The organism is Arthrobacter sp. CC3, from assembly GCF_039907775.1.
Lineage (GTDB): Bacteria > Actinomycetota > Actinomycetes > Actinomycetales > Micrococcaceae > Arthrobacter.
This window is the reverse complement of record NZ_JARCCY010000042.1, coordinates 17319-41212: the sequence shown is the minus strand read 5'-3', so window position 1 is coordinate 41212 and position 23894 is coordinate 17319. Positions and strand designations below refer to the sequence as shown.

Here is a 23894-nt window from a genome sequence, read left to right as displayed (position 1 = left end):
CTCACCGCCCAGATGGCCGGCGGCGCGGAACTGGCCGAACTCGCCCACGAACTCGAACAACTCGGCGGCCACAGCGAGGTTGTCAAGGAAGTCAAGAGCGAAGTGGCCGACGTCGCCCAGACCACCGGCAAAGCGTACAGCTGACCCAACGCCACGGGCGGGGCCCGCCCACCCGGGCCGGCCCTGCTCAGCCATGCAATGGCCAGGCAGCAGCCGGGCAGAAGCATCTTCGGACCAATTGAAAGGACCGGCCACTTGGCCTACATCACTCAACACTCCGCCGGAGTCCCGGCGCCGGTGCGGATCGGACTCATCGGCTCGGGCTGGATGGGGGCATTCCACGCCGACAGCATCGCCCGCCGCGTTCCGGGCGCCGTCCTTGCGGCCATCGCCGACCCCAACGTGGAATCCGCGGAAGCCCTGGCCCGGTCCCTGGGCGCCGCCAAGGTCACCCCCAACGCCGAGGACATCCTGGCGGATCCCGAGATTGACGCAGTGATCATCGCGAGCCCGGCGCGTTTCCATTCCTCCCTCATCGCCCAGGCAGCCGCCGCCGGCAAGCACGTATTCTGCGAGAAGCCCGCCGGCCAGGGGCTTGAGGAGCTGGACGCCGCCCTCGCCGCGGTGCAAGCATCGGGGGTCCACTTCCAGGTCGGTTTCAACCGCCGGTACGCAGAGGATTTCCTGGCCGCCAAGAAGGACCTTTCCGCCGGCGTGGCCGGAACACCGCAGCTCCTGCGGTCGCTGACCAGGGATCCCGGGAACGGAAGCATCCCGAACGCAGCCAGGGTCCCGGCCTGGACCATTTTCCTTGAAACCCTCATCCACGATTTCGACACGCTCAACTGGTTCAACGAAGGCGCCGAGCCCGTGGAGGTCTACGCCGTTGCCGACGCCCTCGTGGAGCCAGGGCTGCGGGACCAGGGCTTCCTGGATACAGCCGTTGTGACCATCCGCTACAGCAACGGCGCCATCGCCGTGGCTGAGGCAAACTTCAGCGCACTGTACGGGTACGACATCCGCGGCGAGGTCTTCGGCTCAAAGGGGATGGTGCAGGCCGGCCGTGCCACGGAAACGGCGGCCCGCCGCTTCACTTCAGAGGGAATGTCCGCCGACACGCCGCGGCTCAACGTTGAACTGTTCCGGCAGGCCTACACGGATGAACTAGCTGACTTCGCTGCTGCGGTGCGTGCCAGGCGCGACGGCCTGCCGCCGTCGTCGTCCGACGTCACCCTCACACCCGGTGCATCGGACGCGAGGCGTGCGCTGGCGATGGCGCTGGCCTGCATCGAATCGGTCAACCACGGCGCCCCGGCGCCCGTGCCGGCTCCGGCAGCATCAACCGTCGCATATGCAGGGGAGAAATCATGAAGGACGTCATTCTTGGCCTGGTCGGAGTGGGCCGGATCGGCGTTATGCACGCCAACAACATCGCCGCGCTGAACGGCGTCCTCAATCCGGGCGGCATCAACGTCAGGCTCCGGCTCACCGACGTGGCCGAAGACCACGCGCGGACCGTTGCAGCAGGGCTCGGCGCCGAGTTCCTGCCCTCGGTGGAAGCGCTTTTGTCCTCCGGGCTGGACGGCCTGGTCATTGCCACGGGAACGGCCACGCACCCTGAGCTGATCAAGGCGGGCGTGGATGCCGGGATCCCGGTCTTCTGCGAGAAACCGGTGGCATTGAACGTGGCGGATGCCGTACCGGTACTCGACTACATCCGCGACAACAACGGCGTGGTCCAGATCGGCCACCAGCGCCGCTTCGACGCCGGCTACCTGGAGGCGCGGCGCGCCTACCAGGCCGGCGAGCTGGGCTGGATCCATTCGCTGCGCGCCGTCACCTGCGATATGGCACCCCCGCCGGTGGAGTTCCTGGCCAGCTCCGGCGGCCTCTTCCGGGACTGCTCGGTCCACGACTTCGACATCCTGCGCTGGCTGACCGGCCGCGAAATCGTCGAGGTGTATGCCAGGGGATCGAACAACGGCGACCCCGCCATCGGGGAGGTGGGGGACGTGGACACCGCCCTCGCGCTGGTGACGTTCGACGACGGCACGGTGGGGACCGTCTCTGCCACCCGGTACAACGGGGCCGGCCATGACGTCCGCCTCGAAATCCAGGGTTCGCGCCGTTCGCTGATGGTGGGGCTGGACGACAAGACCGCGATCGCCTCGGCCGAACCCGGCGTCGGTTTCCCGGCGGGTGAGCCGCACAAGACCTTCGCCGAACGCTTCGACCAGGCGTACCGGTCCGAGATGGAAGCCTTCGTGGAGCTGATCCTGGGCCGCCGGGAGAACCCGTGCACGCCGGAAGACGCCGTCGCGGCCTCACGGGTGGCCGACGCCGCCCAGGAGTCGCTGGCAACGGGCGTCCCGGTCCGCGTGGCGCAGAAAGTCGCCAGCTGAGCCGTGCCGGCTGCGCCAACAGGCCGCGCCAGACAACTGATGCCCCCACCGCGTGCGGTGGGGGCATCAGTAGTTTTGCCGGAACCTAGGTGCCGAAGGGAAGCCGCGGGTCCACGTCCTGGCCGTCCCAGGTCTGGCGAATCCAGCCGTGGTGGGGGTCGTCGCTGATGAGCCATTCCCGGACCGGGCCGGGGCCGGCCATCACGTTCAGGTAGTACAGGTCGTACCCCGGGGCGGCCATCGCGGGCCCGTGCCAGCCGTAGGGAACCAGGACGACGTCGCCCGTGCGGACCTCCGCCGAGACGTCGATGGGCCGTTCGTCGGAGGCGTACACGCGCTGGTAGCCGATCGCGTCGCCCTGCACGCCTGAGCCGGCGGCGGCCGGTCCGTCCGGCGCCACACGGGTCTCGAAGTAATAGATTTCCTCGAGGTTGGTCTCGCCGTCCTTTTCCTCGTCGTGCTTGTGCGGGGGATAGGAGGACCAGTTACCCGCCGGAGTGAGGACTTCGCAGACGATAAAGCGGTCGGCCTCCAGTGCGGCCGGCGTGCCGAAGTTATGCACCTGGCGGGAGCAGTTGCCGGCGCCCCTTAGCTCCACCGGCGTCTCGGAGGCTGTGACGAGGCGGGTGGGGTAGGAGGCCTTCGCCGGTGCCGTGGCCACGGCAACCCTGCCGCCGGCCTCCGAGCTGATGGTGACTGCCGTGTCTGTGCCCGTGTACAGGACGTCGCTGGGACCGTGGAAGACGCTCGCCCTGCCGGCCAGCCGGTAGTCCTGGCCGTCGACGGTGGCGGTGAAGGATCCGCTGAGCGGAACCACGATGCGCTCCTCGCCGGCAGCGGGGAGTTCGACGGCGGCACCTGGTGCCAGCGTCGCGACTTTGATTCCGGTGTGGGCCCAGCCGTCCACCTCAAGGGCGGAATCGGAGGTTCCCAGGGAGACGTCCCACTTGCCGTCGGCGGCGGAACCCAGCGGATATACCCAGTTGGCCATAGATTTTGTTCTTTCGTTTAAGTGCTTGCTGCCGCAGCGGTTAGCGCTGGCGCCTATCGCTGGACAAGGGTCATTTCAAAGCTGTACGAGTCTGCCCGGTAGACGTGGTGGCCGGTTTCCACCATGCGCCCCGTATCGTCCACGGCCGTGCGTTCCATGGTGACCAAGGCCAGCCCGGGTTCGGTGTCCAGCAGCGGTGCCTGGTAGTCGTTCGCCACCATGGCGCCGATGCGCTGCGAGGCCAGGCGGAAGTTCACTCCGCCGTTGCGCAGGATCGCGTACAGGCCCTGGGCGGCGAGCTGGGCTTCATCGATGGTGGTGATGTCGTCGCGGACCCAGTTTTCCATCAGGGCCAGCGGCTTGCCGCCCACTTTGCGCAGGCGCGTGAAGTGGTAGACCTTCGCACCGGCCGGGAGCTGCAGGGCTGTGCGTGTGGCGGCGTCTGCCTCGATGTGGGAGAAGCTGAGCACCTCGGTGGTGGGCTTGCTCCCGTTGTTGGTGAGGTCGTCGTAAAGGCTGGAGAGTTCCAGCGGCCGCCGGACCTGGCTGGAAACCACCTGTGTTCCCACCCCGCGCTTGCGCACCAGGAGCCCGGAACGCACCAGCTCGTCCATGGCCTTGCGCATGGTGGGCCGGGACAGGTTGAGCTGGGCGGCGAGGTCGATCTCGTTGTCCAGCCGGCTGCCCGGCGGGAGGAGTCCGGTGTGGATGGCGGCCTCGATGCCCTGAACCACCTGATGGTAGAGGGGCACCGGCGAAGAGCGGTCGATGCTGAGATTAAGTTGATTCGCCACTGAGCGCTCCCTTGTGCTCCGCGGCCTCCGAGGGTGCCCGGGTGCCGCGTATGTCAGCCTATGTTCTCTTGATAGGACATACTGCCGTTTTGACGATAATAGCAGGCATCCACGAATGCCCGGAAGGGTGCAACACGTTCCTCGGCCGGGAGTTCCAGCACTTCGGGGTGCCACTGAACGGATGCCACCCAGCGGGCGGGATCCTCCAATGCTTCCACGGTGCCGTCGCCGGCGACCGCCGTGACGATCAGCCCGTCGGCCACCCGCGCCACGGCCTGGTGGTGGCCGGAGGCGATCCTGACCGTCAGGCCGTGCGCCGTGCCTTGCGATGCGTAGAGGCGTCCCACCTTGGACCCGGGAATAATGTCAACGTCGTGCCAGGCCCACGCTCCCGCGCCCCCGCCTTCACCGCCGCCAACCGCCGCGTCACCCGCCGCCGGCTCGTGGTGCGTTACGGGACCGTCCGCCATGTCCTGCACCAGGGTGCCGCCGTAGAGGACGTTGAGGAGCTGGTGGCCGCGGCAGATCCCGAGCAGGGGCAGGCCGGCATCGATGGTTCCCCGCGCCACCGCCACATCCAGCGCGTCCTGTGCGACGTTGACGTCATAGCACGCGGCGCCCGGCTCTTCCCCGTAAAGTCGCGGGTCCAGGTCCCCGCCGCCGGGAAGTACGACGCCGTCCAGCTCCTTGAGCTGTTCGGCCAGCCCGCCGCCGTCGGAACCGCCGCCGTCGGAACCGCCGTGGACGGAACCGCCATGGTCGGAACCGCCGTGGACGGAACCGCCATGGTCGGAACCGCCGTCGGGATCGGGGGTGAGCAGCACAGGCTCCCCGCCGCCGTCACGGACCAGATCCACGATGTAAGCGAACAGCTCGTTGGCCTCCCCGACCCGCGGGTCGGCGTCCCGGGAATTGCTCAGGCGGACCGGGATTCCGATCCGGGGACGGCCGGGCGGGGGCGGGGGAGGAGTGCGCATGACTCATTCTGCAACAGCCTGGAACGGTTAGGCTTGCCGGATGAACAACAGATACCTTGTGTCCCGCCAGCGCTTCGTTGCGGCCTCACCCGAGGCCATTTTCGAAGTGCTGGCAACGCCCGCGCTGCACAGCGTGATCGACGGGTCGGACACGGTGAAGGCGGCGCAGCCTCGCGGTCCGGAGCGGCTGTCCGCCGGGGCCAGGTTCGGCATGGAGATGAACGTGATGGTGGACTACAAGATCCTCAACACCGTCTGTGAGTTCGAGGAAGGCAAACGCATTGCCTGGCGGCATTTCTTCGGGCATGTGTGGCGCTATGTGCTTCAGCCCGCCACCAACGCCGCCGGCACTCCGGGCACGCTGGTCACCGAGCAATGGGATGCGCGGAACGTCCGCGGAAAGCTGTTCCTCCGGCTGGCCGGCTACCTGCGCCGCCACCCCGCCAACCTGGAGGCAACCTTGGCGAAGCTGGACCAGTATGTCGCCGGTTCCGGCCATGATGCTGATCAGGACCGCATCCGACAGTAATGTTGAAGGGACCCGAACCGCGGGACAAAACCGAGGGCAGGAGCCAGGATGGGCCGCAGGACACTCGTTGACGACCTCGTCGACGGCCTGCTCGATGACATCCTCGACGGCAAGCTGAAGCCGCACGATGCCATCCCTCCGGAAGCTGACATTGCGAAGGCCTACGACGTCAGCAGGCTAACCGTCCGCGAGGCCCTTAAGGCCCTGAGGGCGCAGAACATCCTCTACGTCAAGGCCGGCCGCGGAACATTCGTCAATCCCTCGGACAACTGGACCGGGCTGGACGCGATCTTCAAGGCCGCCTCGCATGGAAACGGTGCGGACCAGGTTTCCGTGGGGCTGATCGAAATGCGGCGCATGGTGGAAACCGGTGCCGCTTCCCTGGCCGCCAGGCGGCATACTCCCGAGCATGCAGAACAGATGCGCGGGTGCATCGCGGACATGAAGCGCTTCCATGAGGCCGGCGACCTGGACCGCTTCGTCGAAGCTGACATCGCGTTCCACGACGTGGTGCTGAAGGCCTCGGGCAACCCCTTCGTCCGGGCGCTGTTCGCCCAGCTGGGACAGTTGCTCTACATGACCCGGCGGGAAACGTCCGCCGTCCCCGAAATCCAGCTCCACGCCATCGAGTACCACCAGAAGGTCATGGACAGCATCCTCAGCGGAGACGCCGAACTGTCCCGGCGAACCATGGATGAACACATGGAGCAGACGTACCGCGACTACGAACGCTACGTCCACCACTCCCAGCCCTGACGCCGCAGCCCCCGCGGGCTTGACGTAACCCAGATCACGCTTCTATGATCTTTTTCATGTTCTTCCGTCAGATGTCAGACATCAGACTTAGCTAGTCGCCCGACGGATTCCCCGTTACCTTTTTCGTAGCCCGGTTCCTGTTGCAGGATGAGGGTGTGCTGGCCTGCCGGCCCCGGCATGATTGCCGCCCCCAGTCGTCAATGATCCGGGGGGTGTTGTCACCGGGGTCCGGTAGGTGCCGGAGAGACCGCTGATAGAGGCAGGACAGGTTGGGATCGTCGTGCGTAACGTGGATGCCGGGCTCTGACACCGCGGACAGTCCAGCACGGGTATCAGCTGCTGCGACTGGGAGGTACAGGTGATCGGAAACCACGAAAGCATTGATGTCTTTATCGGCCTGGACGTCGGCAAGGGCGAGCACCACGCGGTTGCCGTGGACCGGGCCGGTAAGAAGCTCTTCGACAAGGCCCTGCCCAACGACGAGGTCAAGCTCCGCGAAATCCTCGACTCTTTGAACAAGCACGGCAGGATCCTGCTCGTGGTTGACCAGCCCGCGACGATCGGTGCGTTACCGGTCGCGGTTGCCCAGGCCGCCGGTGTCACCGTCGGATACCTGCCCGGCTTGGCGATGCGCCGGATCGCTGACCTGCACCCTGGCGAGGCGAAAACCGACGCCCGGGACGCGTTCATCATCGCCGAAGCGGCCCGGACAATGCCCCACACACTGCGCTCCATCCAGATCGCCGACGAACAGCTCGCGGAACTGACCATGCTCTGTGGCTTCGATGACGACCTGGCCAAACAGGCCACCGCAACGTCGAACAGGATCCGAGGCCTGCTCACCCAGATCCACCCGGCACTGGAACGTGTCCTTGGCCCGCGTCTGGACCACCCGGCCGTGTTGGACCTGCTGCGGACCTGGCCGACCCCCGAAGCCCTCCGCCATGCCGGCCGGCGCCGGATCGGGAACAGGCTCAAGAAGCTCGCACCCCGGATGGGCGAACGCCTCGCGGGCGAGATCATCGCCGCCCTGGACCAGCAAACGGTCACAGTCATCGGGACGAACGCGGCCACGATCGTGCTGCCCCAGCTCGCCCGGATGCTCGCCGACATCCGCGAATCACGGGACACCGTTTTCACCCACGTCGAAGCCCTCGTGGAGGCCCACCCTCTTCACCCGGTCCTGACGTCACTCCCGGCGGTCGGCGTCAGGACCGCAGCACGGATCCTCACCGAGATCGTCGGCAAAAACTTCGCCTCGGCAGGGCACCTGGCTTCCTACGCGGGACTCGCCCCCGTGACCTGGCGATCCGGGACGTCCATCCGCGGCGACCACCCATCCCGGAAAGGAAACAAGATCCTCAAAAGAGCCCTGTTCCTCTCCGCCTTCGCCGCGTTGAAGGACCCGCCGTCGAGGGCCTACTACGACCGGAAACGAGCCGAAGGCAAACGCCACAACCAGGCCCTCATCGCGCTTGCCCGCCGCCGCTGCGACACGCTCTTCGCCATGCTCAGAGACGGCACCTTCTACGAACCACGAACGACCTCAGCCACTTGACGAAAACCATAGAGGCCCCCCCACATTTCCATCGGACCGCGCCGCCCGTACCCGGGTGCCGCCTCCGTCAAACAGAAGGTCGATGATGACTTCACTCTCCATGCAGTCCGCAGGGCTCGGCGAGCTCGGTGAGCGCACGCTCCGCAAGGTCCGCCGCCGCGTTATGCCGCTGATCGTCCTGCTCTACTTCGTTGCCTACCTTGACCGCAACAACGTGGGCTTCGCCAAACTCACCATGAGCGAGGACATCGGCCTCAGCGCTGCGGCCTACGGGCTTGGCGCCGGCATCTTCTTCCTCGGCTACGCCCTGCTGGAGGTTCCGAGCAATGCCGGCATGTACCGCTTCGGAGCTCGCAAATGGCTCGCCCGGATCCTGATCACCTGGGGCATCTTCGCCACGGCCATGTGCCTGGTCAACGGGGAAAGCACCTACTACATCATCCGGTTCCTGCTGGGTGCGGCCGAGGCCGGGTTCTTCCCCGCCATCCTGTTCTACCTGACGCTGTGGTTCCCGGCCGCGCAGCGCGTCACCGTCCTGGGTATCTTCATCCTGGCCCAGCCCGTGTCCAACGCACTCGGTGCTCCGGTGTCCGGACTGCTGCTGCAGATGGACGGAATTCTTGGCCTGCAGGGCTGGCAGTGGCTCTACATCATCGAAGGCATCCCCGCGATCCTGCTGGGCCTGCTGACCCCGATCCTCATGACCGACCGCCCGCGCGACGCCAAGTGGCTCAATACTGACGAGCGCGAATGGCTCGCCACCACCATGGATGCCGAACTGGCCGCCAAGTCCAAGGGCGGAACCCACAACTTCCTGGCCGGCCTCAAGGACAAGCGCACGCTGGTCTACTCGGCCCTGTACTTCGGCCTGGTCTGCGGCATCTATGGCCTCGGCCTCTGGATGCCCACCATTGTTGCCGCCCTGGGCAAGTTCTCCACCGCCGAAGTGGGATTCATTGTCTTCATTCCCTACGCCATCGCCGCGGTCTTTGTGTACTTCTGGAGCAAGCGAGCGGACCGGACCGGAAAGCGCGCCTGGCACACCGCCGTCAGCATGATCCTCGCCGGCATGGGCCTGCTTGCTGCCGGGTACCTCCTCCCGGTCAACCCTGTCCTGGCCCTGATCGCCCTGACCGCGTCAGCAATGGGGATCTACGGCGCCATCGCCCCCTTCCTGTCGATGCCGTCCGCGGCGCTCACCGGCGCAGCAGCTGCGTCCGGGCTGGCCCTGGTCAACTCGCTCGGCAACCTGGGCGGATTCGTGGCTCCCTACGCCGTCGGCATGCTCAAGGACGCCACGGGCAACAACCAGAGCGGCCTGCTGTTCCTGTCCTTCTGCCTGTGCGTCACCGCGGTGGCCACGTACCTCTACGCCCGGAAGCGGCCTGAAGGTGATGCCGCCCTGGATCCCGCAGTGGCTGCCGCAGCGGCCGTGAACGCGGCAAAAGCCCGCTCCTGACCGACCGACCATCGACCTGACACCCGACGAAAGACACATCATGACAATCACCCCGTTTCCCGCTGAACGCACCGTTGTACTGACCGGGGCGGCGTCAGCCCGCGGCATTGGCCGGGCGGCAGCAGACCGGATGGCCAGCGAAGGCTGGTCCATCGCCATCCTGGACATCAACGCGGAGGACGCCAAGGCCGCCGCCGCCGAAATCGGCTCCAACCGTGCCGTCAAGGCCATCGGCGTCGGCGCCGACGTTTCCGACGCCGCCTCTGTGGACCGTGCCATCAGCGAAATCGAGGAGTCCCTGCCGCCGATCGTCGCCCTCGCGAACCTGGCGGGAATCAGCTCGCCGACGACGTTCATGGAGACCACCGTGGAGGAATGGGACAAGGTTTTCGCCATCAACATGCGCGGCACCTTCATCGTCTCCCAGCGCGTGCTCAAGGGCATGATCGAACGCAAGCTCGGACGCATGTGAGCATCTCCTCAATTTCCGCCCAGCGCGGCGGCGGTACGTACTCCAAGGTTGCGTACAGCGCATCGAAGGCCGGAATCATCGGCTTCACCCGTGCGCTGGCCAGGGAAGTGGGCGAGTTCGGCGTCACCGTCAACGCGATCGCACCGGGCCCCATCGACACCGACATCATGGGCGGTACCCTGTCCGACGAACGCAAGGCCCAGATGTCCGAGGGCATCATGATGGGGCGCGTGGGTAGCCGTGAGGAAGTCGCGGCACTGATCTCCTTCCTGCTCGGCCAGGATTCCGGCTACATCACCGCTGCCACATACGACATCAACGGCGGCCTGCAGGTCTCCTGATCCGCAGCCGAAAATGTCCCCACAGGAGTGCCCCCGGTGAATTTCACCGGGGGCACTCCTGTGTGTTTGTTGCGGACTAGGCTGGCAGCATGAACGCCGCCCGCAGCCTCAGTCCCAGCCCCAGAACGCTTGAGGTTGAAAGCCTGGACAGCTTCGACCGGCTGGTGAAGGCGGGAGTCCGCAGCATGCAGGGCTGGCACGCCCAGTCCCTGGACCTTCGCGGCCGCTCCGCGCCGCTGCAAGCCCTGGACGCGCAGGGCGCCATCTTCCTCGGCTGCACGTTCGACGACGGTGTGGAGGACACGCTCCGCGGCAGGGGTGCGCTCATCTTCCCCAAGCTTGCCAGCGTGCCCTTCAATCCGTACCGCGGGCAGCTCTATTCGCCGCAGGAGCTCTACTCCGGTCCCGCCGGCGGGCGGTACGAATCAACACTGGACGCCCGGATCTACCAGTGGAGCATCCGGCCCGGCCAGCGGCATCGGCTGGATGCCACGCTCGCCGCAGCCCTGCATGACCACTCGGTCGGTGACGCCCTGGATGAGCTGACCCGCTCGGAGCTATGCCGCGGCCGCCCGATGGTGGGCGTGATGGGCGGCCACACCGCTAGGCGCGGGACACCGGCCTTCGAGGAGGCCGCCATAGCTGGCCGGCTCCTTGCCGCAAACGGCAGGGTAGTGGCCACCGGCGGCGGGCCCGGTGCCATGGAGGCCGCCAACATGGGCGCCTACCTCAGCGAACTGCCGGACGCGGACTTCCACGCAGCGCTGGCGCAGCTCGAAGCCGTACCCGGGTTCCGCCCCTCGGTGTCGGCGTGGGCGCGGACTGCGGCCGCCGTCGTCGAACGCTATCCGGACGGGACGCCGTCGCTGGGGGTTCCCACCTGGTACTACGGCCACGAGCCGCCCAACTTTTTCGCCACCCATATCGCCAAGTATTTCGCCAACGCCATCCGGGAGGCGGTCCTGCTGGAGCTGTGCAACGGCGGTGTGATCTTCCTGCCGGGGTCCGCCGGCACCCTGCAGGAAATCTTCCAGGACGCCTGCGAAAACTACTACGGTGCCTCCGAAACCATCACGCCCATGGTCCTCGTGGGCGTCGAGCACTGGCAGCGCCGGTATCCCGCCTGGCCGCTGCTGCAAAGCCTGGCCGCGGGCAAGGCAATGGCAGGCCGGATCTTCCTGGTGGAGACGGTAGAGGAAGCGCTCGAGGTCGTGTCAGGCTAGCAGCGGCCGGCCGGCAGCGGCGGGCTTACAGGTCTTTACGGCAGGTGGTCTTGCCCAGCTGGTAGAGGCCGTTGAGGTCGCCCGCGGCAAGCCCGTCCGGGGTGCCGATCTCCGGGTACATCAGCTGCCGGGGGTCATCGACATGTTCGAGCCCCATGACGTGGGACAGCTCGTGCAGGATCACGGCGGTGGCGTACGCGGAGCCTTGCGGCCGCTCGAGTTCCCCGGTGATTTGCGGGGCGTCGAGGTCCAGGCTGCCGGTGACGAAGGTCTTCGCGCCGCCGTCGAAACTGTAGTGGGTGCTGCCGCCGGTGCCGATCACCTGGCCCTTCAGCTTGGGGGAGGCCTCCGGAGTGGTCCATGCGATGAGGAGCGGCGCCCATCGCTCGCCGTACCTCTCAGGCTGGTAGGGGTCCCGGTCCTCGGAGGGGGCTTCGGTGGAGGGGCCGTCGTTGATGAACCTGATCCCTGTGGCACGGGAAATCGTGCCGACGGCATCTTCCACCAGGTTTTCCGCGCCCGCCGGAGCCAGCGCGGCATTGACAACATAGTGCAGCGGGCGGCATGGCGAATAGCCCACCGGTGTGCCGTCGTCGTTCGTGGCCAGGAACTCAAAGGAATCGCTCGGCGCGGGAGGCTCCTCCGCGACCAGAAGCGGCGAGTCCGCTTCTTCCAGTCCCGGGGGAGGCGCGTCCGAACTGACTCCCTCGGCGGCGGCGGTTCCGGGCTGCTGGGCGGCCGCCTGTCCGTTGGGGACCGTGCTGTTCCGGAGCTGGAAGAGCCCCACGAAACGGGGGTCGCCGTAGAACAGGCCGGCAGCCGTGAAGGCAGCGGCGGCGATCACGGCCGTGAGCGCCGCTGTTCGAAGGATGCGGGCCACGGTGCCCGGCCCGCCGGCATGCCGTGGCCGGCGTTGTTCCGGCCGCGGACCCTCCACTAGGCGACCACCGCGCCAAAGGCCATCCCGAGGAGGTAGGTGACAGCGGCCGCGCCAATGCCGATGGCGAGCTGCCGGAAACCGCGGCTGGTGGGCGACGTCCCGGACAGCAGGCCGACGACGCCGCCCGTCACCAGGAGCGCGATGCCCACAAGGACCGCCGAAACCGCCAGTGCCGCGACGCCGGTCATGCCGAGAAGGAAGGGAATGATGGGAATGATGGCGCCGGAGGCGAAGAAGCAGAAGCTTGAGGCGGCTGCACTCCACGCGGTGCCCACGGCTTCGTGCTGGTCCTGCGCCTCAGGGAGTTCGGGCTGCAGCGACAGGCTGGGATCGCAGTCGCAGCTCAGCAGGCCCATGCGTTCAGCGACGCGGTGTTCGGCGGCTTCCCGGGACATCCCGCGGGCCAGGTACACCAGCAGCAGTTCGTTGTGCTCAATGTCCAGCCGTGGAGCGGCGGACAGGGTGATCTGGGTGGGCCGCGTTGCGGCCAGCAGTTCCCGCTGGGAACGGACGGAAATGAATTCGCCCGCCCCCATGGACAGGGCGCCGGCAAGGAGGCCCGCCACGCCGCTCAGGAGTACCACCTGGCTGCCGACGCCGGACGCGGCCATGCCCATCACCAGGGAAAGGTTGCTGACCAGGCCGTCGTTGGCTCCGAACACGGCGGCCCGGAAGGAACCGGCCAGCCGGTTCCGGCCGCGGGTGGCGAGTCCGCGGACAACTTCCTCGTGGATCTGTTCGTCGGCCACCATGGCAGGCGTCGCCGTGGGGTCCGAGGCATACGGGGAGCGGCCCTCCGCGCGCTGGGCCAGTGCCAGGACGAACACCGAGCCGAAGTGGCGCGCCAGGAATCCCAGGAGCTGGCTGCGCAGGGACGCCTGCCGCGGCTTCCCGGCGTGGTCGCCGAGGAGCCGGAGCCAGTGGGCTTCGTGTCGCCCCTCGGCCTCGGCAAGGGCAAGGAGGATGTCCCGTTCCTCGCCGCGGCGGTTCTGGGCGAGGTCGCGGTAGACGCGGGCCTCGGCGCGTTCGTCGGCGAGGTACTGGCGCCACCGCTTAATGTCGGCCGGGCTGGCGCTGGTCCCTGCGGGTCCGGCTGCTGCGGCTCCTGCTGCGGTGGTTTCGGGGATGCCTGCTGCCGGCTTGTCGGCGGGAAGGGCATGGCTGCGGTCAGATTTAGCGTGCTGAGACACGAACACTCCTGGGCTTGATAGGGCATGAATCGGCCCCATTGCAGCTCCAGCCTACCGCGTATTTCCGCGGATTTTCGGCTGGTATTCCTCACCGGCAGGTTTAGGCGGACCTCAAACCGGGCCCGGTCCGGCGCCTCCGGCCGCGGGCACTGGAGGCGTTGCGCAGGCCGGCAACGGACCGCCTATTGACCGCGGCGGATGCCGGTGTTGTGATGATTGCCAGGGCAGGTGCTTCCGTAGCCCGGCACCTGGCCGCACAACCAGACACGGAGGTTTGCACCATGGACACCACCGGATCACACCCCACCCAGCCGGAACGGGACACCCTCGAATCCGATCCCGCCTACGACTTTGCCGAGGACGCTCCCGTCGACGACGCCGGGGAGAGCGAGGAAGAGGAACTGTTCGAAGAGGCCGACCGGCTGGTTCCCCTGGGCGCGGAGGATTTCCTCGGCGACGAGAAGCCCGTGGTGCCGTTGGCGGAGGAAGAATTCCGTGAGCCCGGGGAAGCCGAATAGGTAGCTTCCGTTCCCAACGCACGACGGCGGTGCCTCCCCGCGCCGGGAGGCACCGCCGTCGTGCGTTTTTCTGCAGTACTGGTTGGCCGTACTAGTTGGCCGGAACCGGAACCTGTTCTTCTTCGGGGACGTTTCCGGCCACGCGGTCCTGCCAGTTCTTCATGACCTTGGGGTCGGTGGGCTTGGTAGCGACGGACACCACGAGGTACACCAGCGCCGAGGCAATGAGGCCGTAGTAGATGGGCTCGTTTGCGTAGATGCCGTCCAGTGGCGCCGCGGCGTTGATCTCAAGGTAGATCATGGTGCCGAGCGTGATGACCGAACCGACGGCCATCGAAGCTGCCGCGGCTGCGCCCGTGCCCCGCTTCCAGACGAGGCCGCCGAGGATCGCGACCAGGAGCCCGCCCACCAGGATGTCGTAGGCGATGGTCAGGGCCGCCACGACGTCCTTGGTGATGATCGCGATGAGGATGGCCACGATGCCCAGGCCCAGGACCCACATGCGGTTGGCCTTGACGTCGTGCTCGGGGTTGTCGGTGTCGTCAGTGTTGATGTCCTTGCCGAACCAGCTGGCCACGAAGGGCAGGACGTCGGCGCGGGCAACTGTTGCAGCGGCGATCAGGGCGCCGGAAGCGGTGGACATCATGGCCGCGACGGCCGCTGCGAGCACCAGGCCGCCGATGCCGATGGGCAGCAGGTTCTGGGCCACTTCAGCGTAGACAACGTCCTTGCCTGCAGTGGCCACGTCGATTTCCGGGAGCGCCACGCGTGCGCCCAGGCCGATCAGGGCGCCGGCCGCGCCGTACAGGATGCAGTAGATGCCGGCAGTTGCGCCGCCCCAGCGTGCGACGGTGGGGGTCTTGGCGGTGAACACGCGCTGCCAGATGTCCTGGCCGATCAGCAGGCCCAGGGTGTACACCACGAAGTAGGTGATGATGGTCTGGATCCCGATGCCGTCGATCTGGAAGAAGCTGTCCTCCACGCGGCTGCGGATCCCGTCCAGGCCGCCCGCGGCGTTGAGCGTGAACGGCAGCATCAGGAAGAAGATTCCCACCGTCTTGATGACGAACTGGACCTGGTCGGCGAGCGTGATGGACCACATGCCGCCGATTGTGGAGTACACCAGGACGATGGCGCCGCCGATGACGATGGCCAGGGCCCGGTCCCACCCGAACAGCACCACGAAAATGGTGGCGTAGGCGCCGGTGGAGGTGGCGCACAACATCAGCGTGTAGGCCAGCATGACGATGCCGGATGTCTGGGTGGCGCGGCTGCCGTAACGAAGCGTCAGCATCTGGGACACCGTGTAGATCTTCAGTTTCTGGATGGTACCGGCAAACAGCAGGCTCAGGAGCAGCACGCCGGCGCCGATGGCCACCACGAGCCACATGCCGGAGATGCCGAACTTGTAGCCGAGGCCCACGCCGCCCACCGTTGAGGCTCCGCCAAGCACGACGGCCGCCATGGTTCCGGTGTAAAGGAAGGGGCCCAGCCTGCGGCCGGCCACCAGGAAGTCGCTGTTGTTCTTTGTGCGGGATTTGCCCCACCAGCCGAAGGCCAGCATGGCGATCAGGTACACCACCACAATGGCGATGTTGACGAAGTTTGCGTCCATTTAATGGGCTCCTTGGAGCGAGTCGGCAGCAGGGCGGGAATTCGCGGCAAATACGTGGGCCACGCCGGAATTCCGCTGCTATAGAGCGGGGATGCAGGGGGAGATCCCTGATGATGACAGGCTGACTGTCGTAGTGTTTACCTAGGGGATTGCCTATTAGACAACACTTGTTGCCTCAAAGGTTATGCTGTGATCCGGGTAACAGTCAAGCGGATGACACCATGGTCCGTTCCGGCGTCACAAGGTAGGTATCCCGCTAGGATGGCTCCAGCAATGGGGCCGTGCGGCCGGCTGTGAAAGGTTCGTAAATGAAGGCTCTACCAGTTGAACCGAGCAACATCCCGGTTGCCATCGGTTCGCGCATCCGCGCTGCCCGCCAGTCACAGCGGCTCACCATTGAACAGGTTGCAGACGCGACGGGCCTCACCAAGGGATTCCTCAGCAGGGTGGAACGCGACCTGACGTCACCGTCGGTGGCTTCCCTGGTGACCCTCTGCCAGGTCCTGTCGATCTCGATCGGAGACCTGTTTGCCGCACCGGAAACCCACCTTACGAAGAAGGACGAGGGGCCCCGGATTTCGCTGGGCGGCGAAGGCATCATCGAGCGCCTCCTGACCGCCCGCTCGGAACGCCGCGTCCAGATCATCCAGGCCGTGATCGAACCGCGTGGCCGCGGCGAATCCGAACTCTACGCCGTGGACTGCGACGTCGACGTCCTCCATGTCATCAAGGGCCGGATCAGGCTGATCCTCACCAACGAGGAATACGAGCTCAGTACCGGCGACACCGTCACGTTCCCCGGCCGGGAGCCGCACACCTGGATCAATCCCACCGACGACGCCGTCGAGGTGCTCTGGGTGCTGGTCCCCGCCGCCAGCCACTGACGTAGCCGGGTTCGCGGGGCAGTCGGGGTCCGCGGACAGGCGGGGTCCGTGGATAGGCGCGGCAGGTGGGCCGGGCCTCAGCCCACGTGGACCCAGGGCCGGCGGGTGACGTCAGGCTCCGCCTCGCGCAGCACTTCCCGGGTGACGGGGGCGATCTCACCCTCGCCGAAGAGCAGGAACCGCGTCAGGTTGGTGAGCGGGTTGCCCTCGGTCCAGCGGAAGTAGATGTGCGGCATCAGGCCGGTGACATCGCGGAGGTGCAGCAGGACGGCCGCCAGCGTGTTGGGCACGTTGTTGCTGTGGACTTCCAGGATGCGGAAGCCGTGTCGGATCTTCCCGGTGACCAGGAGCTCCTGTTCGAAGTCCGAGCTGTCGTCCACCAGGATCTCGATGAAGATCGCGTCACTGTCCGCGGGAAGGTGGTTGGCCAGCTCGGCGTGCTCCAGCTTGGCCCGGTATCGCGCGGCGCTAAGGCGTTTGGGCTCGTGCGCGATCAGCCGGATGGGCCCCTCTTCGCTGGCGGCCATGAATTCCAGGGCACGTTCGTCCAGCCGGATGTGCGTGGCGCGCAGTTCGAAGGACCGCCGGACGCGGGACGCGAAGCTGACCATTACAATGCCCAGGATAAACAGGGCCGCGATCTTCAGGCCGTCGGGGCGCTCCACCACATTCGCCACCGTGGTGTAAAGGAAGACGACGGCGATCGCGCCGAAAGCGGCCGTGCGGCCGCGTTGCTGCTTGCGCCGCGCGGACAACGTGACGGCGATCGACGCGGACGTCATTAGCACCAGGACGCCGGTGGCGTAGGCGCCGCCCTGGGCCTCGACGTCGGCCTCGAACACCACCGTGATGAGGAAGGCGACGGCGGTGAACACCAGTACCAGCGGCCGCACGGCCCGGGTCCATGCCGGCGCCATGCCAAAGCGCGGAAGGTAGCGCGGCACCAGGTTGAGCAGGCCGGCCATGGCCGAGGCCCCGGCGAACCAGAGGATGGCGATCGTGCTGAGGTCGTACACGGTCCCGAATCCGTCGCCCAGGTACTGGTGCGCCAGGAATGCCAGGGCCCGGCCGTTGGCCTTGCCTCCCGGCTGGAACTCGGCTGCCGGGATGAGGAAGGTGGTGATGAAGCTGGACGCGATGAGGAATGCGCTCATGATCAGGGCGGCCGTGGTCAGGAGTTTGTGCGCGCCGCGGATCCGGCCGGCCGGCTTGGCCTCAGTGTCGTCGGGGCTGCCCTGGATCTGCGGCATGACGGCCACACCCGTTTCGAAGCCGGAGAGTCCCAGGGCGAGTTTGGGGAAGACCAGCAGGGCGATGCCGATCATCACCAGCGGGTTGCCGTGCTGCTGGTTGAGGGCGGTCCACCAGTCCGTCACCACGTGGGCTTCGCTGTACACATGCGCGAGGCCCACCAGCACCACCACCGCGTTGAGGAGGAGGAACACTGCCACCAGGACAACGGCCACGTTGATGGCTTCCTTGAAGCCGCGGAGGAACACAATGCCCAGGCCCGCAATCAACGCCAGCGTAATGGCCACTTCCTGGCCGTGGAGGAACTCCGGTGCAAACGGGTTTTCGATGGCGTGCGCGCTGGCATCGGCGGCGGAGAGCGTAATGGTGATCATGAAGTCCGTTGCCGCGAACCCCAGGAGAGCAAGGACGAACAGTTTGCCGCCCCAGCGCGGCAGGAGCCGTTCGAGCATGGCGATGGAGCCTTCGCCGCGCGGGCTTTCCGAAGCCACCCTGCGATACACCGGAAGGGCGCCGAGGAGCGTGACTGCCACCAGGACAACGGTGGCCAGCGGCGAGACCATGCCTGCGGCGAGCGCGGCGATGGCCGGCTGGTATCCCAGCGTGGAAAAATAGTCCACGCCCGTCAGGCACATGACCTTCCACCAGGGCTGGGGCGTATGGTTCGCCTGCGGCTGGCCGTGCGGCCCCTGGCGCTTCCCGGATCCTTCGGGCATGCCCTCCAGCAGCCAGCTCTTCAGGCTGTGGGGCTTGCGGTTGTACCTGTCCGAAGGGTCGGCGGGCGGCCTGGTCAGCGTGGTCACGGTTTCCTTTCGCGCAGCGTTCCCTGCGGCCGTGCGGGCCCGGTGTGCTGCTCCTGTTGGGAGCGTAGGCCCGGAAAAGGGTGCGGAACGGCGGCTTTAACGAAACCTTTACGCACACCATGACGGCCATCACCAGCCGGTGAGATGTACGTCACATTTTGGAAACCTGCCGGAAACCAGGAATTCATCCCCGGCGCCGCTGTTTAACGTGCCGGAAAAACAGCTCGGCCCTGGCGGTAACACCGCCGTTGTAGCGTCGGATAACGAGCGGCTGAGGAGCCCTGAAAAGCTGTGGATGCTCAGTGGCTGTCTCGTTGTGTTGAATGGTCTCGTTTTGATTGGTCTCGCCGTAGTTGGCGCCCAGGAGCGCCACTTCCAGAGGAAGGCTCCCAAAATGAACATCTCCCTACTCAGCGTGGGCATGGCAGTGGATCCCACGGTGCTGGACCCCGGCGCCACGGCGTGGATGCTGGCGGCGTCCGCCTTGGTCCTGCTGATGACTCCCGGCCTGGCGTTTTTCTACGGCGGCCTCGTGCGGATGAAATCCGTCCTGAACATCATGATGATGAGCTTCGGTGCCATGGGTGTTGTTGCCGTGGTCTGGGCACTGTGGGGCTACGGGCTGGCGTTCGGCCCTGACACGATGGCCGGACTCGTCGGGGACCCCTTTGCCAACCCCGGCCTGAGCGGCCTGACCAGCAGCATCGGCGGAAAAGCGCCGGGCCTCCCGGACATGGTGTTCATCGGTTTCCAGGCCACGTTCGCCATCATCACCGTCGCTCTGATCAGCGGAGCTGTGGCGGAGCGGGTCAGGTTCGGGCCGTGGCTGCTGTTCGCCGCCTTGTGGGTGACCCTTGTCTACGCCCCGATCGCGCACTGGGTCTGGGGCGGCGGGCTCTTCGGCGCCACCGGCATCGTGGGCAGCAAAATCTCGGCGCTCGACTTCGCCGGGGGAACCGTTGTGCACATGAATGCCGGCATCGCGGGGCTGATGCTCGCCGTCGTGCTTGGAAAGCGCCTTGGATTCATGAAGGATCCCAACATCCGTCCTCACAACCTGCCGTTCGTGATGCTCGGCGCCGGGCTCCTGTGGTTCGGCTGGTTCGGCTTCAATGCGGGCTCTGAACTCGCCGCCGATGCCACCGCGGGACTGGCCTGGACCAACACCCTGCTGGCCACGAGTGCGGCACTCCTGGGCTGGCTGCTCGTCGAGCGGCTTCGGGACGGCCACGCCACCTCCCTCGGTGCCGCCTCGGGAGCCGTGGCGGGCCTGGTTGCCGTGACGCCGGCCTGCGGCTTCGTTGACCCCGTCGGCGCCATCCTGATCGGGGTGGTGGCCGGAGTGCTCTGTGCGCTCGCGGTTGGCCTCAAGTTCCGGATCGGCCTCGACGACTCCCTTGACGTAGTGGCCGTCCACTTTGTTGGCGGGCTGTGGGGGACGCTCTCGCTGGGATTCTTCGCCGTGCCGTCGGCCAAGACCGAAGGCGGGCTCTTCTATGGCGGAGGCCTGGCGCAGTTCTGGCCCCAGTTCCTCACCGCGGTGATTGTCACGGCCTGGAGCGCCATCATGACCACGCTGATCGGTTATGCCATCCACAAGACGATGGGCATGCGCGTAACCGAAGCCAGCGAGCGGAACGGCATTGACGTCACGGAGCATGCCGAAACCGCGTACGAGCTCCTCATGGTGGGGGGCACCTTCCATCCCGGCGAACACCATGCCAAGGCCGCACCCGGTGGCGCAGACCCTGCCGCGGACATTCCGGCGGAACTCCCGGCGGGTGTCCCGGTGGCCAGCCAGGGCGATCGGGGCAAGGTGCGGACATGAAACTCATCACGGCCATCGTCCGGCCGGAAAAGGTTGAAACGGTCCGTGCCGCCCTCGAAGGGTTCGGCGTCAGTGGCATGACCGTCAGCCAGGCGAGCGGCTACGGGCAGCAGCGCGGCCATGTGGAGGTGTACCGCGGGACCGAATACAGCTCGGACCTGCTGCCGAAGGTCCGGGTGGAAGTCCTGGTGACCGAGGATGCCATGGACGGTGTCATGGCGGCCATCGAAGCGGGTGCCAGCACCGGCCGGTTCGGGGACGGCAAGATCTGGACCGTCTCCGTTTCCGATGCCGTCCGGGTGCGGACGGGGGAGCGGGGCGTGTCCGCGATCGACTGACCTGCGCGCTGGATTGGTAAACACTTGATGCACAATAGGAAACTAGCGTGTATGATCGGTGTCACACTACCGATCCATCCTCGAAGGAGAGGCGTTCCTTTGGAAGAGCTGCGCATCGAGGCCAACGGCAACCTTGGCCCCATCGATTCATCCCGCATCCCCCGCTATGCAGGGGCCGCAACCTACGCCCGCCTGCCGCGCCTGGACCAGGTGGCCAAGGCGGACATCACGGTGGTGGGAGTGCCCTTCGATTCCGGCGTCTCCTACCGCCCCGGTGCCCGCTTCGGCGCCAACCATGTCCGTGAGGCCAGCCGGTTGCTGCGCCCGTACAACCCCGCATGGGACGTCAGCCCCTTCGAGAATGTCCAGGTGGCGGACGCCGGCGACATGGCTGTCAACCCGTTCAACATCAACGAGGCCATCGAAACCATCCAGCAGAACGCCCTGGACCTGACGGCCGGCGGCAGCAAGCTGGTCACCCTTGGCGGGGACCACACCATTGCCCTGCCGCTCCTCCGGGCCGCCGCTGAGCGCGCCGGCGAGCCGGTGGCCATGCTGCACTTCGATGCGCACCTGGACACCTGGGACACCTACTTCGGTGCCGAATACACCCATGGCACCCCGTTCCGCCGCGCTGTGGAGGAAGGAATCCTGGACACCGAAGCCATCAGCCACATCGGAACCCGCGGTCCGCTCTACGGCAAGAAGGACCTCGACGACGACCACCGCTTCGGCTTCGGCATCGTGACCTCCGCGGATGTCTACTACCAGGGTGTCCTGGAGACGGTGGCCAAGGTCCGGGACCGCATCGGCAACCGTCCGCTCTACATCTCCGTGGACATCGACGTCTTGGACCCCGCGCACGCGCCGGGTACGGGCACGCCGGAGGCCGGCGGCATCACCAGCCGTGAACTGCTGGAGATCATCCGCGGCTTCCGCGGCATGAACCTCGTCGGTGCGGACATTGTTGAAGTGGCGCCGGCCTACGACCACGCAGAAATCACCGGGGTGGCTGCCAGCCACGTCGCCTACGAGCTGGTTACCCTCATGGCGGACTCCGCCGTCGAAGGCAACAGGTTCGGCGCGGCCAACGGCTACGCCGCCCAGGCCCTCGGGCAGGAGAAGAGGCACCAGGCCGGCTTCGCCGCCGCTGCCCAGTCCGCCGGAATCATCCGACCGGCCGTCGAGGAGTTCTCCAAGTGATCGATTTTGATCCGGGTGCGGCGGCCGCCACCGGCGTCCGCAACGGCGGGGATCTCGTCGTCGAAACCCTCGAAGCGCTGGGCGCCAAGACGGTCTTCGGCATCCCGGGCCAGCACGCGCTGGGCCTCTTTGATGCCATGGGCCGGGGAAACCTGCACTTCGTCTCCTCCCGCGTGGAAAACAATTCCGCGTTCGCGGCCGACGGCTACTCCCGCGCCACGGGCGAAGTGGGCGTGCTGTTCCTGTCCACCGGTCCCGGTGCGCTGACGTCCCTGGCCGGGCTGCAGGAAGCCTATGCCACGGGTGTGCCCATGGTGGTGGTGGCCAGCCAGATTCCGCTGGACGGCCTGGGCGCACGCCGCAAGGGCATGCTGCACCAGCTCGATGACCAGAAGGCCTCGGCCGCCAACGTCACCAAGAGCCAGCGCCTGATCCAGCACGCGTCCGGCATCCCCTCTGCCATCCAGGATGCCTGGACCGAGGCGATTTCCTCCCCGCAGGGACCTGTCTGGCTGGAGATCCCGCAAAACGTGCTCCTGGATCCCATCATGGTCCCGCCGGTTGAAGACGCCCTTGCCGAAGCGGCGGACAACCCGCCGCGTGTGGAACTGGTCCGCGAGGCAGTGAAATGGCTGTCGACGGCGGAACGTCCGGCGATCATCGCCGGCGGCGGGACGCGCCGCGGCCGGGCGGAGAAGTCACTGCTGTCCATCGCGGAAAAGCTGCGCGCACCGGTGATCTGCACTCCCGGCGGCAACGGCGCCTTCCCGTGGAACCACGAGTTGTCGCTGCAGTCCTGGATCGAGGACCGGTACATGACGGACCTGCTCGAGGACGCGGACGTGCTGATTGTCATCGGCTCCTCCCTCGGCGAAGTCACGTCCAACTACTTCACGTTCGAGCCGCGCGGCCGGATCATCCAGATCGACGCCGAACCCCGGGTCCTGGAGTCCAACCGGCCCGGCCTGGGCATCCGTGCCGACGCCGGACAGGCCCTCGCTGCGCTGGACGCCGCGCTGACCGAACCGCACGGGGAACGGGCCGACTGGCACGGCACCTCACCGGAAGCGCTGGTCAAGGAATCCCTGGCCAAGGTCAAGGCCCGGCTGGAGTCCCAGGACCTCGGCAAGGAACTGAAATTCATGGCCGACATCCGGGAAGCCGTCCCCGCGGACATGCAGACCTTCTGGGACATGACCATCTCCGCGTACTGGGCCTGGAGCTGCTGGGACGCCCGCGAGGGGCAGTTCCATTCCGCCCAGGGCGCCGGCGGGCTGGGCTTCGGCTTCCCCGCGGCCATCGGCGGGGCGGTGGGGCTGGAAACCACGGGAAGGTCCGGCCGGTCAGCCCGTGTCCTTGCTGTTTCCGGTGACGGTTCGGCCATGTACTCCATTTCCGAACTGGCCACGGCCAAGCAGCACAACGTCCCGGTCACCTGGCTGATCGTGGACGACGGCGGTTACGGCATCCTGCGCGAATACATGGTGGGCGCCTTCGGCAAGGCCACCGCAACGGAACTGGCCCGGCCCGACTTCGTCAAACTCGCCGAAGCGTTCGGCGTCCCGGCCGCCCGGGTGACCCCGGAGAACGTGGGGGACGCACTGAAGGCGGGCTTCGCCGCGGAGGGGCCCAACGTCGTCGTCGTCGAAACCCTGCTCAAAATGTTCGGCCCCACCCACATGGGCGTCTAAGCAGCAGGCCCCAACCCAGCCAGCACCACCAGACCAGCACCACCACCAGCCAGCACCACCACATAGCGCGAACGTACAGTTGAGGCCCCAAAAGCGGGGGCCTCAACTGTACGTTCGCGCTTGGCGTTTAA

General features: G+C 66.7%; 19 protein-coding genes and 2 pseudogenes. 14 read left to right on the top strand and 7 right to left on the bottom strand.

Annotation, left to right across the window (positions count from 1 at the left end):
- The first annotated feature begins 255 nt into the window (after nucleotides 1–255).
- Together PV761_RS19795 and PV761_RS19790 are read left to right on the top strand one after the other, a co-directional pair.
- Nucleotides 256–1371, top strand: coding sequence for a Gfo/Idh/MocA family oxidoreductase (locus PV761_RS19795; protein ID WP_347899363.1), 1116 nt, complete (start codon nucleotides 256–258; stop codon nucleotides 1369–1371).
- Complete coding sequence (locus PV761_RS19790; protein WP_347899362.1) at nucleotides 1368–2402, top strand: Gfo/Idh/MocA family oxidoreductase; 1035 nt, start codon at nucleotides 1368–1370, stop codon at nucleotides 2400–2402. The genes PV761_RS19795 and PV761_RS19790 overlap by 4 nt, the downstream gene beginning before the upstream one ends.
- An 85-nt stretch (nucleotides 2403–2487) precedes the next feature.
- Here the strand turns inward: PV761_RS19790 and iolB are convergent, their stop codons facing one another.
- Genes iolB through PV761_RS19775 form a run of 3 tightly spaced genes read right to left on the bottom strand, consistent with a single transcriptional unit; the run spans nucleotide 2488 to nucleotide 5164 of the window.
- A complete protein-coding gene (iolB, locus tag PV761_RS19785; protein ID WP_347899361.1) occupies nucleotides 2488–3393 on the bottom strand; it encodes a 5-deoxy-glucuronate isomerase in 906 nt (301 codons plus the stop codon).
- Between the two features lie 53 nt (nucleotides 3394–3446).
- Nucleotides 3447–4187: a GntR family transcriptional regulator gene (locus tag PV761_RS19780; protein ID WP_028272054.1), complete on the bottom strand. Its 741-nt coding sequence runs from the start codon at nucleotides 4185–4187 to the stop codon at nucleotides 3447–3449.
- A 53-nt stretch (nucleotides 4188–4240) separates the two neighbouring features.
- Nucleotides 4241–5164, bottom strand: coding sequence for a type 1 glutamine amidotransferase (locus PV761_RS19775; RefSeq protein WP_347899360.1), 924 nt, complete (start codon nucleotides 5162–5164; stop codon nucleotides 4241–4243).
- Nucleotides 5165–5204: 40 nt separating this feature from the next.
- Between PV761_RS19775 and PV761_RS19770 the strand changes: the two genes are divergently transcribed.
- The 6 genes and pseudogenes from PV761_RS19770 to PV761_RS19745 all read left to right on the top strand — a co-directional run bounded on the left by PV761_RS19770 (nucleotide 5205) and on the right by PV761_RS19745 (nucleotide 11502).
- A complete protein-coding gene (locus PV761_RS19770) occupies nucleotides 5205–5693 on the top strand; it encodes a polyketide cyclase / dehydrase and lipid transport (RefSeq protein WP_347899359.1) in 489 nt (162 codons plus the stop codon).
- Nucleotides 5694–5741: 48 nt separating this feature from the next.
- On the top strand, nucleotides 5742–6449 hold the full coding sequence (locus PV761_RS19765) for a FadR/GntR family transcriptional regulator (RefSeq protein ID WP_028272056.1): 708 nt from the start codon (nucleotides 5742–5744) through the stop codon (nucleotides 6447–6449).
- A 293-nt stretch (nucleotides 6450–6742) separates the two neighbouring features.
- Nucleotides 6743–8007 (top strand): annotated as a pseudogene (locus PV761_RS19760) (IS110 family transposase).
- An 85-nt stretch (nucleotides 8008–8092) separates the two neighbouring features.
- Nucleotides 8093–9466 carry an MFS transporter gene (locus PV761_RS19755; protein ID WP_347899364.1) on the top strand — a complete coding sequence of 458 codons (1374 nt, stop codon included), beginning with the start codon at nucleotides 8093–8095 and terminating at the stop codon, nucleotides 9464–9466.
- Nucleotides 9467–9506: 40 nt separating this feature from the next.
- Nucleotides 9507–10279 (top strand): annotated as a pseudogene (locus tag PV761_RS19750) (SDR family NAD(P)-dependent oxidoreductase).
- 89 nt (nucleotides 10280–10368) lie between these two features.
- Nucleotides 10369–11502, top strand: a complete 1134-nt coding sequence (locus PV761_RS19745; protein ID WP_347899358.1) for a Rossmann fold nucleotide-binding protein — start codon at nucleotides 10369–10371, stop codon at nucleotides 11500–11502.
- 25 nt (nucleotides 11503–11527) lie between these two features.
- Here PV761_RS19745 and PV761_RS19740 read toward each other — a convergent pair whose 3' ends face one another.
- Entirely contained in the window at nucleotides 11528–12382 is an 855-nt protein-coding gene (locus PV761_RS19740; RefSeq protein ID WP_043439172.1) for a matrixin family metalloprotease, read from the bottom strand.
- Between the two features lie 56 nt (nucleotides 12383–12438).
- Complete coding sequence (locus PV761_RS19735) at nucleotides 12439–13632, bottom strand: VIT1/CCC1 transporter family protein (RefSeq protein WP_028272061.1); 1194 nt, start codon at nucleotides 13630–13632, stop codon at nucleotides 12439–12441.
- Between the two features lie 281 nt (nucleotides 13633–13913).
- Here PV761_RS19735 and PV761_RS19730 point away from each other — a divergent pair, with 281 nt between their 5' ends.
- A complete protein-coding gene (locus PV761_RS19730) occupies nucleotides 13914–14150 on the top strand; it encodes a hypothetical protein (protein WP_028272062.1) in 237 nt (78 codons plus the stop codon).
- Between the two features lie 91 nt (nucleotides 14151–14241).
- Here the strand turns inward: PV761_RS19730 and PV761_RS19725 are convergent, their stop codons facing one another.
- Nucleotides 14242–15765 (bottom strand): sodium:solute symporter, encoded by a 1524-nt coding sequence (locus tag PV761_RS19725; protein ID WP_347899357.1) that lies wholly within the window; start codon nucleotides 15763–15765, stop codon nucleotides 14242–14244.
- A 308-nt stretch (nucleotides 15766–16073) separates the two neighbouring features.
- Here PV761_RS19725 and PV761_RS19720 point away from each other — a divergent pair, with 308 nt between their 5' ends.
- Complete coding sequence (locus PV761_RS19720; RefSeq protein WP_347899356.1) at nucleotides 16074–16649, top strand: cupin domain-containing protein; 576 nt, start codon at nucleotides 16074–16076, stop codon at nucleotides 16647–16649.
- 77 nt (nucleotides 16650–16726) lie between these two features.
- On the opposite strand, the gene PV761_RS19715 is transcribed toward PV761_RS19720, so the two are convergent.
- The gene (locus PV761_RS19715) at nucleotides 16727–18703 is read right to left on the bottom strand and encodes an amino acid transporter (protein ID WP_347899355.1); all 1977 of its coding nucleotides are present in this window, start codon (nucleotides 18701–18703) and stop codon (nucleotides 16727–16729) included.
- A gap of 394 nt (nucleotides 18704–19097) precedes the next feature.
- Between PV761_RS19715 and PV761_RS19710 the strand changes: the two genes are divergently transcribed.
- The 4 genes from PV761_RS19710 (at nucleotide 19098) to PV761_RS19695 (ending at nucleotide 23763) form a co-directional block, all read left to right on the top strand.
- Entirely contained in the window at nucleotides 19098–20531 is a 1434-nt protein-coding gene (locus PV761_RS19710) for an ammonium transporter (RefSeq protein WP_347899354.1), read from the top strand.
- Complete coding sequence (locus tag PV761_RS19705; RefSeq protein WP_028272067.1) at nucleotides 20528–20869, top strand: P-II family nitrogen regulator; 342 nt, start codon at nucleotides 20528–20530, stop codon at nucleotides 20867–20869. Before PV761_RS19710 ends, PV761_RS19705 begins: the two co-directional genes overlap by 4 nt.
- 99 nt (nucleotides 20870–20968) lie before the next feature.
- On the top strand, nucleotides 20969–22072 hold the full coding sequence (gene speB / locus PV761_RS19700) for an agmatinase (protein ID WP_043439174.1): 1104 nt from the start codon (nucleotides 20969–20971) through the stop codon (nucleotides 22070–22072).
- On the top strand, nucleotides 22069–23763 hold the full coding sequence (locus tag PV761_RS19695; RefSeq protein WP_347899353.1) for a thiamine pyrophosphate-binding protein: 1695 nt from the start codon (nucleotides 22069–22071) through the stop codon (nucleotides 23761–23763). Before speB ends, PV761_RS19695 begins: the two co-directional genes overlap by 4 nt.
- The last annotated feature ends 131 nt before the right edge of the window (nucleotides 23764–23894 follow it).

Excerpts from the sequence above, each read along its gene's own strand:
- iolB (WP_347899361.1), bottom strand. The coding sequence starts at position 3,393 with ATGGCCAACTGGGTATATCCGCTGGGTTCCGCCGCCGACGGCAAGTGG.
- PV761_RS19755 (WP_347899364.1), top strand. The coding sequence starts at position 8,093 with ATGACTTCACTCTCCATGCAGTCCGCAGGGCTCGGCGAGCTCGGTGAG.
- PV761_RS19775 (WP_347899360.1), bottom strand. The coding sequence starts at position 5,164 with ATGCGCACTCCTCCCCCGCCCCCGCCCGGCCGTCCCCGGATCGGAATC.
- PV761_RS19730 (WP_028272062.1), top strand. The coding sequence starts at position 13,914 with ATGGACACCACCGGATCACACCCCACCCAGCCGGAACGGGACACCCTC.
- PV761_RS19710 (WP_347899354.1), top strand. The coding sequence starts at position 19,098 with ATGAACATCTCCCTACTCAGCGTGGGCATGGCAGTGGATCCCACGGTG.
- PV761_RS19790 (WP_347899362.1), top strand. The coding sequence starts at position 1,368 with ATGAAGGACGTCATTCTTGGCCTGGTCGGAGTGGGCCGGATCGGCGTT.
- PV761_RS19725 (WP_347899357.1), bottom strand. The coding sequence starts at position 15,765 with ATGGACGCAAACTTCGTCAACATCGCCATTGTGGTGGTGTACCTGATC.
- PV761_RS19720 (WP_347899356.1), top strand. The coding sequence starts at position 16,074 with ATGAAGGCTCTACCAGTTGAACCGAGCAACATCCCGGTTGCCATCGGT.
- PV761_RS19770 (WP_347899359.1), top strand. The coding sequence starts at position 5,205 with ATGAACAACAGATACCTTGTGTCCCGCCAGCGCTTCGTTGCGGCCTCA.
- PV761_RS19745 (WP_347899358.1), top strand. The coding sequence starts at position 10,369 with ATGAACGCCGCCCGCAGCCTCAGTCCCAGCCCCAGAACGCTTGAGGTT.
- PV761_RS19765 (WP_028272056.1), top strand. The coding sequence starts at position 5,742 with ATGGGCCGCAGGACACTCGTTGACGACCTCGTCGACGGCCTGCTCGAT.
- PV761_RS19705 (WP_028272067.1), top strand. The coding sequence starts at position 20,528 with ATGAAACTCATCACGGCCATCGTCCGGCCGGAAAAGGTTGAAACGGTC.